The 15832-nt window shown below is 25.5% G+C and carries 16 protein-coding genes; all 16 read right to left on the reverse strand.

The features are described from left to right. Positions 1-251: 251 nt before the first annotated feature. On the reverse strand, positions 252-1280 hold the full coding sequence (locus I4V51_RS04705; protein WP_195987156.1) for a LacI family DNA-binding transcriptional regulator: 1029 nt from the start codon (positions 1278-1280) through the stop codon (positions 252-254). A gap of 183 nt (positions 1281-1463) precedes the next feature. Then, positions 1464-2306: an Mrp/NBP35 family ATP-binding protein gene (locus I4V51_RS04710; protein ID WP_195987157.1), complete on the reverse strand. Its 843-nt coding sequence runs from the start codon at positions 2304-2306 to the stop codon at positions 1464-1466. Positions 2307-2433: 127 nt separating this feature from the next. Beyond that, on the reverse strand, positions 2434-2874 hold the full coding sequence (locus I4V51_RS04715; RefSeq protein ID WP_195987158.1) for a gamma-glutamylcyclotransferase family protein: 441 nt from the start codon (positions 2872-2874) through the stop codon (positions 2434-2436). Between the two features lies 1 nt (position 2875). Then, positions 2876-3517: a pyroglutamyl-peptidase I gene (gene pcp / locus I4V51_RS04720; RefSeq protein WP_195987159.1), complete on the reverse strand. Its 642-nt coding sequence runs from the start codon at positions 3515-3517 to the stop codon at positions 2876-2878. Between the two features lie 141 nt (positions 3518-3658). Then, positions 3659-4588 (reverse strand): DUF979 domain-containing protein, encoded by a 930-nt coding sequence (locus I4V51_RS04725; protein WP_195987160.1) that lies wholly within the window; start codon positions 4586-4588, stop codon positions 3659-3661. 20 nt (positions 4589-4608) lie between these two features. Next, positions 4609-5280: a DUF969 domain-containing protein gene (locus I4V51_RS04730; protein WP_195987161.1), complete on the reverse strand. Its 672-nt coding sequence runs from the start codon at positions 5278-5280 to the stop codon at positions 4609-4611. 224 nt (positions 5281-5504) lie between these two features. Then, positions 5505-5816 (reverse strand): hypothetical protein, encoded by a 312-nt coding sequence (locus I4V51_RS04735; RefSeq protein ID WP_195987162.1) that lies wholly within the window; start codon positions 5814-5816, stop codon positions 5505-5507. A 121-nt stretch (positions 5817-5937) separates the two neighbouring features. Further along, positions 5938-6615, reverse strand: a complete 678-nt coding sequence (locus tag I4V51_RS04740; protein WP_195987163.1) for an N-acetylmuramoyl-L-alanine amidase — start codon at positions 6613-6615, stop codon at positions 5938-5940. Between the two features lie 113 nt (positions 6616-6728). Beyond that, a complete protein-coding gene (locus tag I4V51_RS04745; protein ID WP_195987164.1) occupies positions 6729-7547 on the reverse strand; it encodes a MerR family transcriptional regulator in 819 nt (272 codons plus the stop codon). Positions 7548-7820: 273 nt separating this feature from the next. Then, a complete protein-coding gene (locus I4V51_RS04750) occupies positions 7821-9128 on the reverse strand; it encodes an MATE family efflux transporter (RefSeq protein ID WP_195987165.1) in 1308 nt (435 codons plus the stop codon). A gap of 155 nt (positions 9129-9283) precedes the next feature. After that, entirely contained in the window at positions 9284-12538 is a 3255-nt protein-coding gene (locus tag I4V51_RS04755) for a two-component regulator propeller domain-containing protein (protein ID WP_195987166.1), read from the reverse strand. A 167-nt stretch (positions 12539-12705) separates the two neighbouring features. Next, a complete protein-coding gene (locus I4V51_RS04760; protein WP_195987167.1) occupies positions 12706-13053 on the reverse strand; it encodes a hypothetical protein in 348 nt (115 codons plus the stop codon). Positions 13054-13201: 148 nt separating this feature from the next. Next, entirely contained in the window at positions 13202-13708 is a 507-nt protein-coding gene (locus I4V51_RS04765; protein ID WP_195987168.1) for a putative ABC transporter permease, read from the reverse strand. Positions 13709-13805: 97 nt separating this feature from the next. Then, complete coding sequence (locus I4V51_RS04770) at positions 13806-14561, reverse strand: phosphatase PAP2 family protein (RefSeq protein WP_347708642.1); 756 nt, start codon at positions 14559-14561, stop codon at positions 13806-13808. 169 nt (positions 14562-14730) lie between these two features. Beyond that, the gene (rbr, locus tag I4V51_RS04775; protein ID WP_195987169.1) at positions 14731-15312 is read right to left on the reverse strand and encodes a rubrerythrin; all 582 of its coding nucleotides are present in this window, start codon (positions 15310-15312) and stop codon (positions 14731-14733) included. A gap of 159 nt (positions 15313-15471) precedes the next feature. Beyond that, positions 15472-15702, reverse strand: a complete 231-nt coding sequence (locus I4V51_RS04780; protein ID WP_195987170.1) for a hypothetical protein — start codon at positions 15700-15702, stop codon at positions 15472-15474. Positions 15703-15832: the final 130 nt, after the last annotated feature.

Raw genomic sequence — 15832 nt, forward strand, 5'->3', positions numbered from 1 at the left:
TCCCTTATTTCAATATCACTTAAACGTTTTATAAAATTTCAAAGATTTTACTTCCTCTTTACTTATTTATACCATATTTAAAAGGATTTTAAAACCATTATTTCCCTTATTTTTATTTATTTTCTAGTAGCTATGTTGTATTTTCTTTATTTTTCTCTATTTATTAAACGTTTTAATAAAATTTATTTTTTATATAATTTAAATTATTATATAAAAAGATATACCAGTATTAATACCGATATACCTTTTACTTATCTTTTAATTAATGATTTTGCATTTATAAATTTACAATTTATTTTATACGATTTATTATCTGACTTATTTGATACTATAGAATTAATTAGAATTTGTGCTGATTTTCTTCCAATATCAAAGAGTGGTAATGCCATTGTTGACAATTTGGGATTGTAAGCCTGGCTTATTTCACGGTTATCAAATCCAACTAGAGATATATCCTTCCCAATTAATAATCCTTTATCATTCATATAATCATATACTCCACCAGCCATAACATCATTCATTGAGAAAATAGCTGTAACCCCTTGCTTTACTAATACTTCACAAGCTTTATATCCAGACTCTCTTTCCCAATCACCATAACATATATAATTAGGATTAAATAATATATTATTATCATACAAAGCCCTTTGATAGCCAATTAATCTCTGTTCAGTATGTAAACTTTGACGTAATCCACAAATTACTCCTATTTTATTATTTCCAGCTTTAATAATTCTTTGAGTTGCTTCATAAGCACCTTGTTCATCATCAAATATTATTGATGATAACTTATTTGATTTCGTAAAACCATATGCAATTGTTATAGGTATAGGAAATTCTTCTGGAATACATTTTAGTTCTCTACAATGACATGCTATATATATTATTCCCTCTACTTGCTTTGACAGCATCAATTTAAATTCTTCATTTACTCTAGAATAGTATTTATCAGAATCATAAAACTTTTTATCATATTTCTTATATAACCTTAAATTTCCTAATACAAATTGATAGCCATGCTGATCACAATATTCATTTATTCCATCTACTATATTTGCAGTATTAAATACAGTTAAATCTTCTGTAATTATTCCAATGGTTTTTGTATTTTTTTGTTTTAGACTTTGTGCAATTATATTAGGAGTATAATCTAATCTTTTTATAACATCCATTACTTTCTTTCTAGTTTCATCACTTGCCCCAGGTTTTCCATGTATAATATTAGATACAGTTGCAATGGATACTCCACTTTCTTTTGCGATCTCCTTTATTGTTGCCATTCTCTCCACCCCATTAAACGTTTTATTTACTATTATAACAATTTTTTACTTATCCTTCAATTAAGGCTTATTTATACTTATTATGCTTTTGTAAAAATAATAAAAACACCTAATACCCTATTTGAACTATATATATTACTAAAATTAGTTCAAATATAAGTTTAGATGTTTTTATAAATATAATTATAAAATTAATTTTTTCTTTGATTTATTCATTATCTTTTCAACTATAGGATCAAATAATTCAGCTATTTCTTCTTCCTCTTCTACTAATTCTAAAGAACCATAATTAGTAATAGCTCTATGCATAGGTAGTTCTCCTAGAAGTTCTACATTCATATCTTTTAAGAATTTCTCCGTACTTTCACCGTTAAATAATTTAATAGTTTTATCACAGTCAGGACACTTAATGTAACTCATATTTTCTATTACACCAAATATATCTATATTCATTTTTCTAGCCATATTTATAGACTTAGAAACTATCATAGAAATCATATCTTGAGGAATAGAAACCATTACTACTCCCTTAATAGGTATAGTTTGCATTACTGTTAATGGGACATCCCCTGTTCCTGGTGGCATATCTATTATTAAGTAATCTAGCTCTCCCCAATATACTCCAGTCCAAAACTGCTTTACAACATTAACTATAGCTGGACCTCTCCAAATAACAGCTTCATCTTCCTTTTCTACAACTAGATTTAAAGACATAACTTTAATTCCTTCGCTGCTTTCTACTGGGAAAATAAGCGTTTCTGTTCCTCTTGCTCTTTCTTCCTCTATATGAAGTAATCTTGGTATACTAGGCCCTGTTATATCCGCATCCAAAATTCCTACTCTATATCCTCTTTGAGCTAATTGTCTAGCAATCATAACGGACATAGTAGATTTTCCAACTCCACCTTTACCACTCATTACAGCTATTATATTTTTTATTTTATTTTCTGGATTATTTTCAATTCCACATTGTGTTTCATCTTTTCCACATGATCCATTACTTGGACATGTACTACAGTTTCCCATTTATTTCACCTCATTTTATTTATGTTTATTTATGATAAGTTTATTCCTAATATTTTTCTTTGTCAAATATAAAAAAATGTCCCTTGATTTAATCCACATATTAGATAAAATCAAGAGACATAACTATTTATTTATAATGATTTTTTGACATATAGTCCTTCCAATCACCATTTTTTATGTAAATACTATTTTCTTCGAAAACATCTTTATCATTCATAGTATAATAATAAACATAACAACTTTCTTTACTTCCGTCTAAAAGTTCAACATCCATTACTACTCTATTGTATTCATTTCTACTATCATTTACCCCATAGTAATTTTCCATTTCATCCATTGGAATCATTACACTTTCAAAGTCATTTAAAGTCATTATTTCCCCAATTACCACATCATCCCCTTCAATTAATGCAGGATAACCTTTGTGTGGCATATGATATAATTTACCTTTTACTTTTCCATCTTGAGCATTTGATACTTTTCCTAACAAATATTTATTATAGTTAAAGAAACCTGTTCTTAAACTACCATAAACAAAGATCCTCTTTTGTTCTTTGGGTTCTAGCATCCTAGCAAATTGCTCCACCAACAGCCTTAATATCTTCTATATTTTCTACTGCTGCTTTTATTGATAATTCTAATCCTTTTGAAATATCAATTGTACTCATTGATGGTTTTTCTGGCTTATCAACTACTTGTGATGGTATATATGGAACATGTATAAATCCTGCTCTAATATTAGGATATTTCTTATCAACTAAGTATAATACTCCATACATAACATGATTACATACAAAAGTTCCTGCTGTATTTGAAACTGATGCTGGAATTCCATTTATCTTCATTTCATTAACCATAGCTTTTATTGGTAAGTTAGAGAAATATGCTGCTTCTCCATCTTCATATATAGTAATATCTAATGGTTGATTACCTTCATTATCTTTAATTCTTGCATCATCCATATTGATTGCAACTCTTTCAGGAGTAATTCCAAATCTACCCCCAGCTTGCCCTATAGAAATAACTATATCAGGTCCATAAGCTTCTATAGCTTCTTCTATTTTTTCTAAAGATTTTCTAAATACTGTTGGAATCTCAAGTTTAATTACTTCAGCTCCAGCAATAGTATCAGGTAATAACTTCACTGCTTCTAATGCTGGATTTATTGGTTCTCCTCCAAATGGATCGAATCCTGTTATTAAAACTTTCATATTCATCTTCTCCTTTGTTATTCTTAATTAACTGGTAAATTTTATTATTTATTGTGGTAAGAATTATGAGATATCTTCTAATCAATAAATGCTTTAGAAAATATCTCATATATATTATAACATATTAAATTATTCTTTTAATTAAAATGCTAAGAAGTACATTAATACAATGTGAATAGCTAATAAAAGTAAAGCTACTGGTGCTTGATGCTTGATTATTGAATTCTTATCTTCAATTTCAAGTAAAGCAGCTGGCATAATATTAAAATTAGCTGCCATTGGTGTTAATAATGTACCACAATAACCTGCTGTTAACGCAAGAGCTCCTGCAATTGCAACATTAGCACCTTGTGCAAATACAAATGGTATTCCTATACCAACTGTAATAACTGAAAAGGCTGCAAAAGCATTTCCCATTATCATCGTAAATACTGCCATACCTATACAATAAGCAGTAACACCTATAAATATATTTCCTTGTGGTAATACACTTGATATTCCTGATGAAATTACATCACCAACTCCTGCTGCTGTAAATAATGCACCAAGCGCTGCTAATAATTGTGGAAGTATACTTACTGCACCTACTGATTGAAGCATTCTATCTGATTCTTCAACTAAAACTCTAGGCTTAGCCTTAGTAATAATAAACGTAACTATTACTGCAATAACTGCTGCAACACCAATTGCTGCTGTTCCTGATATTGGTGTAAATTGAGCAATTCCTAATGCTGCTAAAGCTATAACTAATGATGGTATAAATACCTTTAATCCTAATTTTTGTGCTTGTTCTTCTCCGAACTTTTCATCTAATGCCTTAACAGTTCCTGGTTTAACTTGTTTAGTTAAAGTAAGTACTGCTATAACAACTAATATCCCACCAACAACTACTGATGGTATATATGGTCCAAATATAAATATTACTCCTAGTAATGCCCAAAATAAGGCTGTCCCTATTTTTGCTTTATGATTTTTATCACGTAATGTTAATACAGCTGTATTTAACATCATAATTCCAATTATTATGTAGAATATTTCTAATAGCATATTAGAAATTGCTGCAAAATCCATATATCATTTCTCCTTTGTGCTTATTTATTCTTTTTTCCAAACTGTCTTTCCAATTGCTTGTCCAATAATATGTTTTGAATTAAAACTAATCCAAAAGCAATTATTGCTACAGGAATTGAAGCTTTTGCAATATCTAATCCTGTTGTTGCATATCCTAACTCGCTTAATGTATTAGCAATTAATAAAACTCCTGAACTTGCTAAGAATAAATTTTGCCCATAGAAATTACCGTAGTTATCCATAGATGCTGCCGCTGCTTTTATTTTAGCCTCTGTTTTCTCATCTAGCTTTCCGTACTTACTTATTGCTGCACCTTGAGCCATTGGATTTATTAAAGGTCTAACAAATTGAGGATGTCCACTTATTCTTAATGACATAGCTCCAGCAATTTGTCTTATTAAACAATATAATGTTAAAAGCTTTCCTGTTGAAAGATTCTTAACTTTCTTAATTAATGAAACTGCTTTTTCTTTTAATCCATATCTTTCTGATATACCTATTACAGGTAGTGTTAATATAAAAATTGTTATTAATCTTTGATTAACAAATGTATTACCAAGGATTGATAATATTTCAGTAATATCCATATGAGCTGCAAATCCTGTAGCAAGAGCTGATATTATTATTACCGCTATACTATCTAATTTAAGTGCAAATCCAACTATCACCATTAATATTCCTATTAGTACCATTTTATTCCCTCCATTACATATCCTATATTATATTTATACTTCTTTTTTCTACATTTGTCTACAAGAATTTTGTGTAAATACACCCCTTTTATGCAATTTATTTAATTTGATACCGTTTTTATTAACAAAACATTAATATTTTATCCTTTTTTAATACACTTTAATTATACGGAATATTTTTTAAATTTTTCAAACTTTAAATAAAACCATTTTTCACTGTATAATTATTCAGCATTATCATAATAATTATGATCATAATAATCATCCTTTTTATCGTAATATTGAAAATCCTTATAATTATTATAGTAATCATAATCATCAAAATAATAATGAAAATCCTCTATTTTATTCATATCATTATTATTTAAATTATTATTTAAATTATTATCTGGAAATGTATTATATTGTTTTGTATTATTTTGATTAAAATAATCATCATAATCTGATGTTGGTACTTCTATAGCAATATTTTTATTTACTACACTAAAAAATAAAATTAAAGTTAGACAATTTATTATTTCATATTTCTTCTTCATGATTAACACCTCTTTCCTATCTATTCATTACACTTATTTTCACCTACAATTTGAATTTTTATTAATAAAAATGACCATATCAAAACTCAAATAATATTTTGATATGGTCATTTTAAAATTTTTAATTTTTCTTATATATCTCTATAAAGGTATCTTTATATCCCTTTGCTATTAATTCAGCTTTTCTATTTTCTGCATTTATTCTTTCTTTAAAACTTCCTACAACACACCTATAATATACTTCATAACTATTGGAACTATTAATAATGCTTATTTCTTTTCCTATTTGCAATAAACATCCCTTACTTATTGATTGAGCTATTTTTTCAAACTTTAAATCAAACAAAGAATTTTCTGAAGTATTATCTATAAAACCAACTTCTACTAATATTGCAGGACATTTTGTTTCTCTTAAAACATGAAAATTCGAAACTTTTACTCCTCTATTTACAAAACCATTTTTAACCATTTCTTCATTAACTTTACTGGCTAATTGTTCTGCTGTTTCCCCAGTTGCATATACATGAGTCTCAACCCCCTTTGCAGATTCTGCCCGATATGCATTCCTATGAATACTTACGAAATAATCATAATTTTCAACATTCTCTTTACTACTTCTATCAGCTAAGCTTAAAGTATCATCTGTAACCCTTGTATAATAAACATTTTCTCCATTACTTTTTAATATTTCCCCAACTCGTAAAGCTAATCTAAGAACATCATCACATTCTCTTCTACCTTTATAAGTTGCTCCTGAATCTGTTCCCCCATGACCTGGATCTAATAACCACTTTGCCATGCTGTATATACCTCCTTTAATCCTTTAACTTCTCAATATAAATATATACACTGGAACATATTGATTTACATTTTATTTATAGTATTTTATAAATAAAATTTAAACCCTGAAATTTATTTTATACGTATTTGTATTCTACCTAAAGATTTTTCCATACCATTATTACTTACTCTCGTTATTATATATACCTCAAAAAAATCTCCTAATGTCTCAATTTCATTGTCTTTTATATATTTCATAATGATATCGTAATACTTCTTTGTATCATTATAATCATCATCAAAATTTAGGGTTAAATATTTACCCTTAGGTAAAACTATCTTATTATATTCTTTAATATTCATTCTTCTAGTAAAGTTTATCATTGTATTTTTATAAGTTATTTGATTATTTTCTTTAAGATTTTTATAAGAAACAACAAAGCCTAATTCCTTATTAAAATAACTATACTTTCTTTCTATTTCCGATAAAATTTTACTTAAATTTACTTCAAACTCCTCTGTAAATCTGTTTGTATTATTATATTTTATAAAGGTTCTTTCCTCATAAAACTTTATAAATATTTTGTTTAATCCTTCATTTAACAAAAGCTTTATGCGATCCTCTAAAAAAGTAATATTATTATTTATCTTATTTAATTCTTCTATTTTTTCATTTATTATTTTTTTTTGCTTCCCTATAACTTGTAATACCGATTCTGGTGATGTATAGTTTTCTATTATACCCTTTATCTCTTCTAAAGATAACCCCATAGATTTACATTGCTTAATTAAACCTAATATTATAAAATCCTTAGTAGTATAATATCTGTATCTAGTATTTTCATTTGTATATGATGGTTTCAACAATCCCACTCTATCATAATGTCTTAATGTCTCTACCGTAATATTATGTATTTTAGCTACTTCTCCAATTGAAAATTTAGATATCATATCTATTCCCCTTCTAAAATTGTTATTATTAAAATATAATAAACACTATAAAGCTTAAAAATTATTTAAATTTAAAAATATTAACTCATATTTCAAATCTATATAGTTTATTCCTTTTAATAGTGCTATTTATTCTATCACTTTAAATATTTATCTTCAATTATTTTATACTTAATAGCTGTTTTTTTATTTTAGTATAACTTATTAAATATAAAAAACTGTATTGAGATATAACACTTTAATATCTCAGTACAGTTTATATACTAAAAGCATTTAATTTGCTTCTATAACTCTATAGGTATATAACTTTATATTTCCAACTATTTTTATAGTTATAAATGTTAACGTCTCAGAAATAATTGCACTTACCCAAATACCATTTACACCAAAAAACTTTCCTAGTACAAATAGGCATATTGGTAAATACACTACTGATCTTAATATACAGCTCAAATTAGAATATTTAGGAATTTCAATTGCTTGATAGTAAACTAAATTATTTAAATTTACTCCTACTGCAAAATAACTCAAACATGCTATTTTTAGGGCATTATATGCTAATTCTGCTATTTGTCCATCTCTTGTAAATATTGATATTAACACTGGGCCAAATACAAAGCTTATAACAACAAAAAAAGCTGTTATTACTATATTTGAAATATTGGTTATCTTAAAGAATCCTAACATTTTCTCGCCATCTTTTTTCCCATAATTATAACTAACAAGAGGTTGTACACCTAATGTTATTCCATATAAGACCATATATATATTAGTAGTTAAATAATTCAATATACTATATGCTGAAATTCCAACTTCACCTACATACTTTACTAAAGCTATATTGTGAAGTAAAACAATTATAGAATAACTTCCTTGAGCAAAAAATGAAGGGAATCCAATAGTACAAAATTCCTTTACTGTTTTAAATGATACTTTTACGTTACCAAATGATAAAAATCCTTTTTTCATAACAAAGTGAGGTATTAATATACTTACTGTTATTATTTGTCCAAGACCAGTTGCTATAGCTGCACCTTTAATTCCCATTCCTAATTTAAAAATAAATATATAATCTAAAATTATATTAGTAATGGCTCCACTTATAGTTGATACCATCGCAAGCTTTGGTCTACCATCATTTCTAACAAAACTATTTAAAACAATTCCAATTAAATTTGGTATGCAAAATATTGCATAAAACCTTAAATAATCTACAGCAAGTGGCTTTAATAGTTCTGTAGCTCCTAATACTGTTACTATTTGACTAGTAAATACCACACACACTATACTTATTATTAAACTAAATATTAATAAAGCTTTAAAAACCTGTCTAAAAATATTAACTGCTTTTTCTACATTATTTGCTCCAATATTTTTAGAAACTAAAGCTCCACCACCAATAGCAAACATAGAAGCTAATCCAAATAACATTACTGTAAAAGGAAGAACTATATTTACCGCTGCTAAAGCAGAATCTCCAACACCTTGTCCAACAAATATTCCATCAATTACTGTATATAGTGAAGAAATAAACATAGCTAATGCTGATGGAATAGCATACTTAAAAAATTCTTTTCTCATATATATCTCCTTTATTTCTTTATCCTTTTCAAATTATAAACTCTTGTCTTACACAAGAGTCAATACATTTTATTTAATTTTATAACATAAAAAAAGAAATTATCTTAAAACTACCGAATATATACTATACTCTCTTTTAAGATAATTTCTTATATTTATTCACATGGTAATGTTATTGTAAACTTACTTCCTTTTTCTAACTCACTCTCTAAATCTATAGTTCCATCATGTAATGTTACAATATATTTAACTAAAGTTAATCCTATACCACTACTACTTACCTTTGTACAACTTTCATTTTTACCTTGTTCAAACCTATTAAATATAAATCTTTGATCCTCTTCTGATATTCCTATTCCATCATCTTTTATAGAAATACTTACACTAGTATTATTATCCTTAATAAACACTTCTATCTTGCCTCCCTCTGGAGTAAACTTAATTGCATTTCCTATAATATTAACTATACATCTTTCTATTTCATTAGGATCACAAGATATTTCTTTTTCTTCTATTTCAGGATCGATAATTAATGAAATTCCCTTCTCTTCAATATAATCGCTCATGGTTAAAGCTGTTTCTTCAACTAAATAAACTATATCAATACTATTTTGCTTCTTTATTTTATACGTACCAGATTCTATTTTTGAACTATCTATAATATCATTAATTATTCTTAGTAAGCTATTTGAACTTTTTTGTACAATCTCCATGTAATGATTAAGCTTTTTCCTAGGAATATCCTTATCTTTACCTAATGAATTTATTAATTGTACTGTTGATAAAATTATATTAATAGGAGTTCTTAATTCATGAGATAAATTTACAAAATAGTCATTTTTAAATTTTTCACTTTTTATATTTTTTTCATATAATAATTTATTTTCTATCATCTTTTCATTAATCTCTTTAGTTTGTTTATCAACTAAAGCTCTTAAAATATTAATATGATTCCAACAATAAACTACTATCATCATCCCTAATACAATATATATAAAATATGCTGTTTTTGTCATCCACCAAGGACTTTTCACTTCTATTTTTATAGAGGTATCTTCTGTAATACTTCCATCTTCTTGAATTGCTCTTACTTTAAATATATAATTACCTGGTTGTACTGCTGAATATTTTGCATAACTTTCATTAGTAGAAGATATCCATTCATCATCAATCCCCTCAATCATATGCATATATGTAACATTAAAATAATTTCTATAATCAGGTAAAAAGAATTTAATTTCTATATTATTTTCATTACTATTTAACTCAAGATTAATATTACAACCATTAAAATCTATGGCCTTACCATTTATTATTATACTACCTATTTCTACTTTATTTTCTTCATAAGTAAGTTCCTCAATTTTATCTGGGTTAAATGAAACGATCCCTTCATTTGTTCCAAATAATACTTCTCCAGTATTCGTTTTATAGCAAGAATTTAAATTAAATTGGTTTCCTATAACTCCATAATTTTCATTATAACTTATGAATCTATTTTGACTTATATCATATTTACACAACCCATTATTAGTCCCAATCCATAAATCCCCATTACTATCAATTATAATTGAGTTTATATATTCACTCTTTATTCCGTCTTCCTTTAAATATACAGTAAAACTTTCATTTTCAATATTAAATTTATTTAATCCTCTATCAGTTCCAATCCATAAGTTTCCACATTCATCTTCTTGAATACAATTTATAGAATCATAACTTAAGCTATCTTCATCTTTTTTACTAATATAATTTTTCAAAACACCATATTCTTTATGAAATTTTATAAGTCCTGTATAAGAGTCTCCAGCTAACCATAATATATTATTATCAAATTTATCTTGGTATATATCTACTATATTTTTATCTTGAATTCCATATTCCTCAAACTTATCTGCATAACTTTTTACTTCACTAGTTTCTTTATCCCACTTATATATACCCATATTACTAGCAAGCCATTTATTACCGTCACTATCCTTTATTATTTTCTGAAATTGTATATAATCTTTATTTACTGATTTTTCTATGGATACTCTATGAATTTTTTCATCTTCTTTATCCAATAAAGATATTCCATTATCGGTTATAATAATCATTTCTCCTTTGTCATCTTGAAATACATAATTTATACAGTTACTATCTATAGTGTTAAGATCATTTTCATCATACACATATCTTTTAACCTTATTCTCTTTTAATAATATCCTTATTAATCCTTGGTATTTAGTACCTATCCATAACTCTCCATAATTATCTTTAATTATTGATGTAACGCTTGTCTTTTCTATATTTTCATTTTTCAAAATAATATTAATATCATTACTTATTTGTTGAGTAATATTTAACTTACTTATTCCATTATCTGTTCCTACCCACAATATTCCACTTCTATCTTCAAAAAAACATTGTATAATATTACTAGCTAAGTAATTAATAAATCTTTTATCACTTTTATATAACCATGTTTTATTTTCATATTCATTATATTTCACTACTCCATTTGTGCTTGCAAACCAAAGATTATTTTTTTTATCACACAAAACCTTCGTAATATCTGTATACATATCTTCCCCAAAATCAATATCAACACCTACTAAAGTATCATCTTCATTATTATATTTCCTAACCCCTTTATTTGTTGCAACCCATATTCTACTATTTTTATCGACTTCAATATCATAAACATATATATTCTCTTCATATTCATATTCATTTTCTTTAACATTTCTATTTTTTATATCTAAGGAATTTATTCCTTGTCTAGTACCTATTAATATAAAATTTTTATCTTCCTTTTTATAAAACCCTTCAATATCTGTTATATATGAATCAGATAAATAACTATTCTCATCTAAATCTTTTCCAAAATATTTTTTAAAGTTTTTATTTTCACTATTATATTCATTTAATCCTTTTTTAGTTCCTACCCACATAGTATCATTAACATCTCTATAAATAGATGTAACATTATAATGTGATATTGCAAATTCATTATTAATATCACTAGGAATTTGTTCAACTTCTTCAGTTTTACTATTTATTATATTTAATCCATTACTAGTTCCTACCCATATGGCTCCATTACTATCTTCATTAATAGCATTTATATGTGTTCCTGACAATCCTTCTTCACAATTGTATATTTTTACACTTTCACCGTTATACTGATTCAATCCATCATTAGTTCCTATCCATATGAACCCACGTGAATCTTGATAAATACACGTAATAAAATCACTTGATATACCATCTCTTATTGTTATATTTTCAAAATTGACTTTTTGATTTTCAGCTACTGAGGTATTTAGATAATCTATTTTACTAGCATAAATAGACTTATTATCAAAAATAATTATTATAAATAAAAATACCAATATTAAAACACTTTTCTTTAAATTTTTATACATTTTTAACCTCATTTTAGTATATTTTAACAATCTACTCTATGTTAAACTTCTTGCCTTATTTTGTCAATATTTTAATATTTATGTTATTTTATATATTTTTTTCTTTATTATAACTAAAAAACCTTTAACATTAAGTCTATACTTATGTTAAAGGTTTTAATCAGATTCTAATTATAATATTTATTTCTTCTACTATTATTTATATAATTTATTGCTCTCATTTTAAATCTATCATACTCCTTTATTTCATAAAAATGCTTCAAATCAGACACTAAAAACAGAGCACTCATTATTAAATATTTTAAATCATTTAAATTATTTTTATTCTCTTCATCAATTGGAATTTCATCACTTTCAAATTTTATCTTTTCATAATTATTTAATGCTATTTTTAAATTCATTTTAATTTGCTCTTCACTGAAAGTTTCAAAATTTTCTTTAACTAGTTTATCGATGAATTCTATAAACTCTTCATTTATATTTGTAAATTTTTCATATGTACTTATTAAACTCATACTATTCCTCTTTCTAATCAATTATTATATAGTCAATTATATATCAATATTAAATAGTTTTAAACTTTAAAAGATTCTAATAATATTTTTCTTTATTATCTTAGAGGTTAGTACAAATTCTCTAACTCTTATCTTTTAATTTTAAATATTAAATTATTTGACCTTTTCTCTTAAACTCAACAAGTGTTAATACTTCATCTATTCCTAAAGCTATTATTAGTAACACTAATAATATTGGCCAAACTCCATTTATTAAACTATAAATTTTATATATAAAATATGGATGTATTATTTTCACATCAATAATACTTAAAATAACCCAACTTACAGAAAACCTTAAGCATATAATTCCTTGATAATTATATTTTTCTTTTGAATAATCCCAATAATCCTTATTAAAAAACTTTCTCATTATTAATCCTGTTATATATTCTACTGATGTTGGAATTATAATCGATATGATAACTAAAAATAATATATTAGGTATACATTTATACAATTCAAGTATCCAAGCCATAGCTATTGCATACATCGGTTTAAATGGTCCCTTTAAGAAACCCTCATACTGAAAATGCCCATTAATATAATAACAAAAAGCATTTTCTATTATCCATCCTATAAAACCATAAATAAAAAAATTATATAAAAATTCCATACTTATTCCTCCTTAGCTTTTTTAGTTTCTCTAATGTTTATAAATTTTATCCATAAAAAATGGTGTTTAAAGAAATTTTAAACACCATTTTTTATATTTATTTTTTATTTTTAATTAACTCTTTTTCACCTTTTATAATATCCTTACTTTTTATATCATTATTTTTCTTAAATTTTATTAAAAATATATCTTTTATTATATATGGTAAATTTAATATTTTTTCTATTTTATAGTCATCTATTTTTTTTACTAAAAGTATTGTAATCTCCCCTAATAAAATTCCTCCAATAACATCTACTACAAAATGTTGTTTTATAAATAAGGTAGATAATATTATTAATATTCCTATTACTTGTGTATAGTAAAATTTCTTTCTAGAGTTTTCATATTTTGTATACCTCATTATAAAATAAGTTGTTAAAACATGTAATGACGGAAAACAATTTACTGGTTTATCTGCTAAATATATACCATTTACCAAATTATTTAGTATATTACTATTTGAAATTATAGGCCTAGTAATTTCTGTTGGATATATATAATATACAGCATAACATACACACATACCTATCAAAAATGATATAAATAACCTCATATAATCTATTCTTGAATTCATCAATATAAACAAAAAACCTATTATAATATATATATACCAATATACGTACGGAATAATAAATATAGATTTAAACGGAATTATCTTATCTAATGCAATTGTAAGATCATGACCATTCTTAGCTAACAAACTAGCTAAAATATAATTTACATTAATTATTGGAATCATAATAAACCAAACTAAATCTAATACTTTTATCTCAATATTATTTATTTTTATTACATCAATTTTAATTTCCACATTCACACCACACTTTCACTATGAAAACTATACTACTTTACGTTTAACTATAATTTATTCTATGTATCTATCCTTTATAAATAATCAATTAAATAAAAAAAGTTATATCAAAATTATAGTTAATTATTCGATACTACTATTTTGATACAACTTTCCTATATTATAAAGCTTAATAATTTTCTAGAAAAACTTCAAAGTATCCTTGTGGATGTAAGCACGCTGGACATGCACTAGGTGCTTCATCACCTTCATAAATATATCCACAATTATTACATTTCCATAGAACAGCCTCTTCCTTCTTAAATACAGTATTATTCTCTATATTTTTAAGTAATTTTAAATATCTATTTTCATGTCTTTTTTCTACCTCTGCTATTCTCTCATAAGCAATTGCAATATCAATGAATCCTTCTTCTCTTGCAATTCTAGCAAATTCAGGATAATCTTGAGCCCATTCTTCATGCTCTCCAGCTGCTGCAGACTTAAGATTCATTAATGTTTCATCATATAATGCAACTGGATATCCTGCTGTCATTTCTATTGCCTCACCATTATATTCACTCTTTAAAAATTTAAAAAATCTTTTAGCATGCTCTTTTTCTTGCTCTGCTGTTTCCATAAATATATTAGCTATTTGAACATATCCTTCCTTCTTAGCTACACTTGCATAATAAGTATATCTTGTTCTAGCTTGACATTCACCAGCAAATGACTTCATTAAATTTTCAGCAGTTTTTGTTCCTTTTAACATACATTCTACCTCCATTTTATAATTACATTATTACAAAAACATTATATTCCTTTTTTCGCCATTTGTGTAGTATTTATTAGCATATATATTATGAAAAAATAGCCTATTTTAATGATCTAATTATATCTTTCATTAAAATAGACTATTTTAATTATTGTATTAATTTAGTAGTTTAAACATTTCCTTTACTGATTGTTTAATATTGTCAGGTAAATTATTTAAAGCTCTTTGTCTCTTACTCTCATCCTTTATTTGTGCTATTCTCATTATTTCTTGTTGTAACCCTGGAGTTCTATTCAATTCACCTACTAATCTATTAAACTTATTTGCAAAAACTGGATCTTCTTTCATTTTTCTATCAATCTTCATTATAAGTTCATATGGATTCATCTACTACTAATCTCCTTGAATTCTTTATAATTTCATAATATTCTTCATTATTATAAATGTTCATACTAAAACTCCCTATATTTATCTTAGTAAAATATATTTATTTAATGTATAAATTCATATTAATACT

The sequence above is a fragment of the Clostridium sp. D53t1_180928_C8 genome (assembly GCF_015667795.1).
In the GTDB taxonomy this organism is placed as follows: Bacteria; Bacillota; Clostridia; order Clostridiales; family Clostridiaceae; genus Clostridium.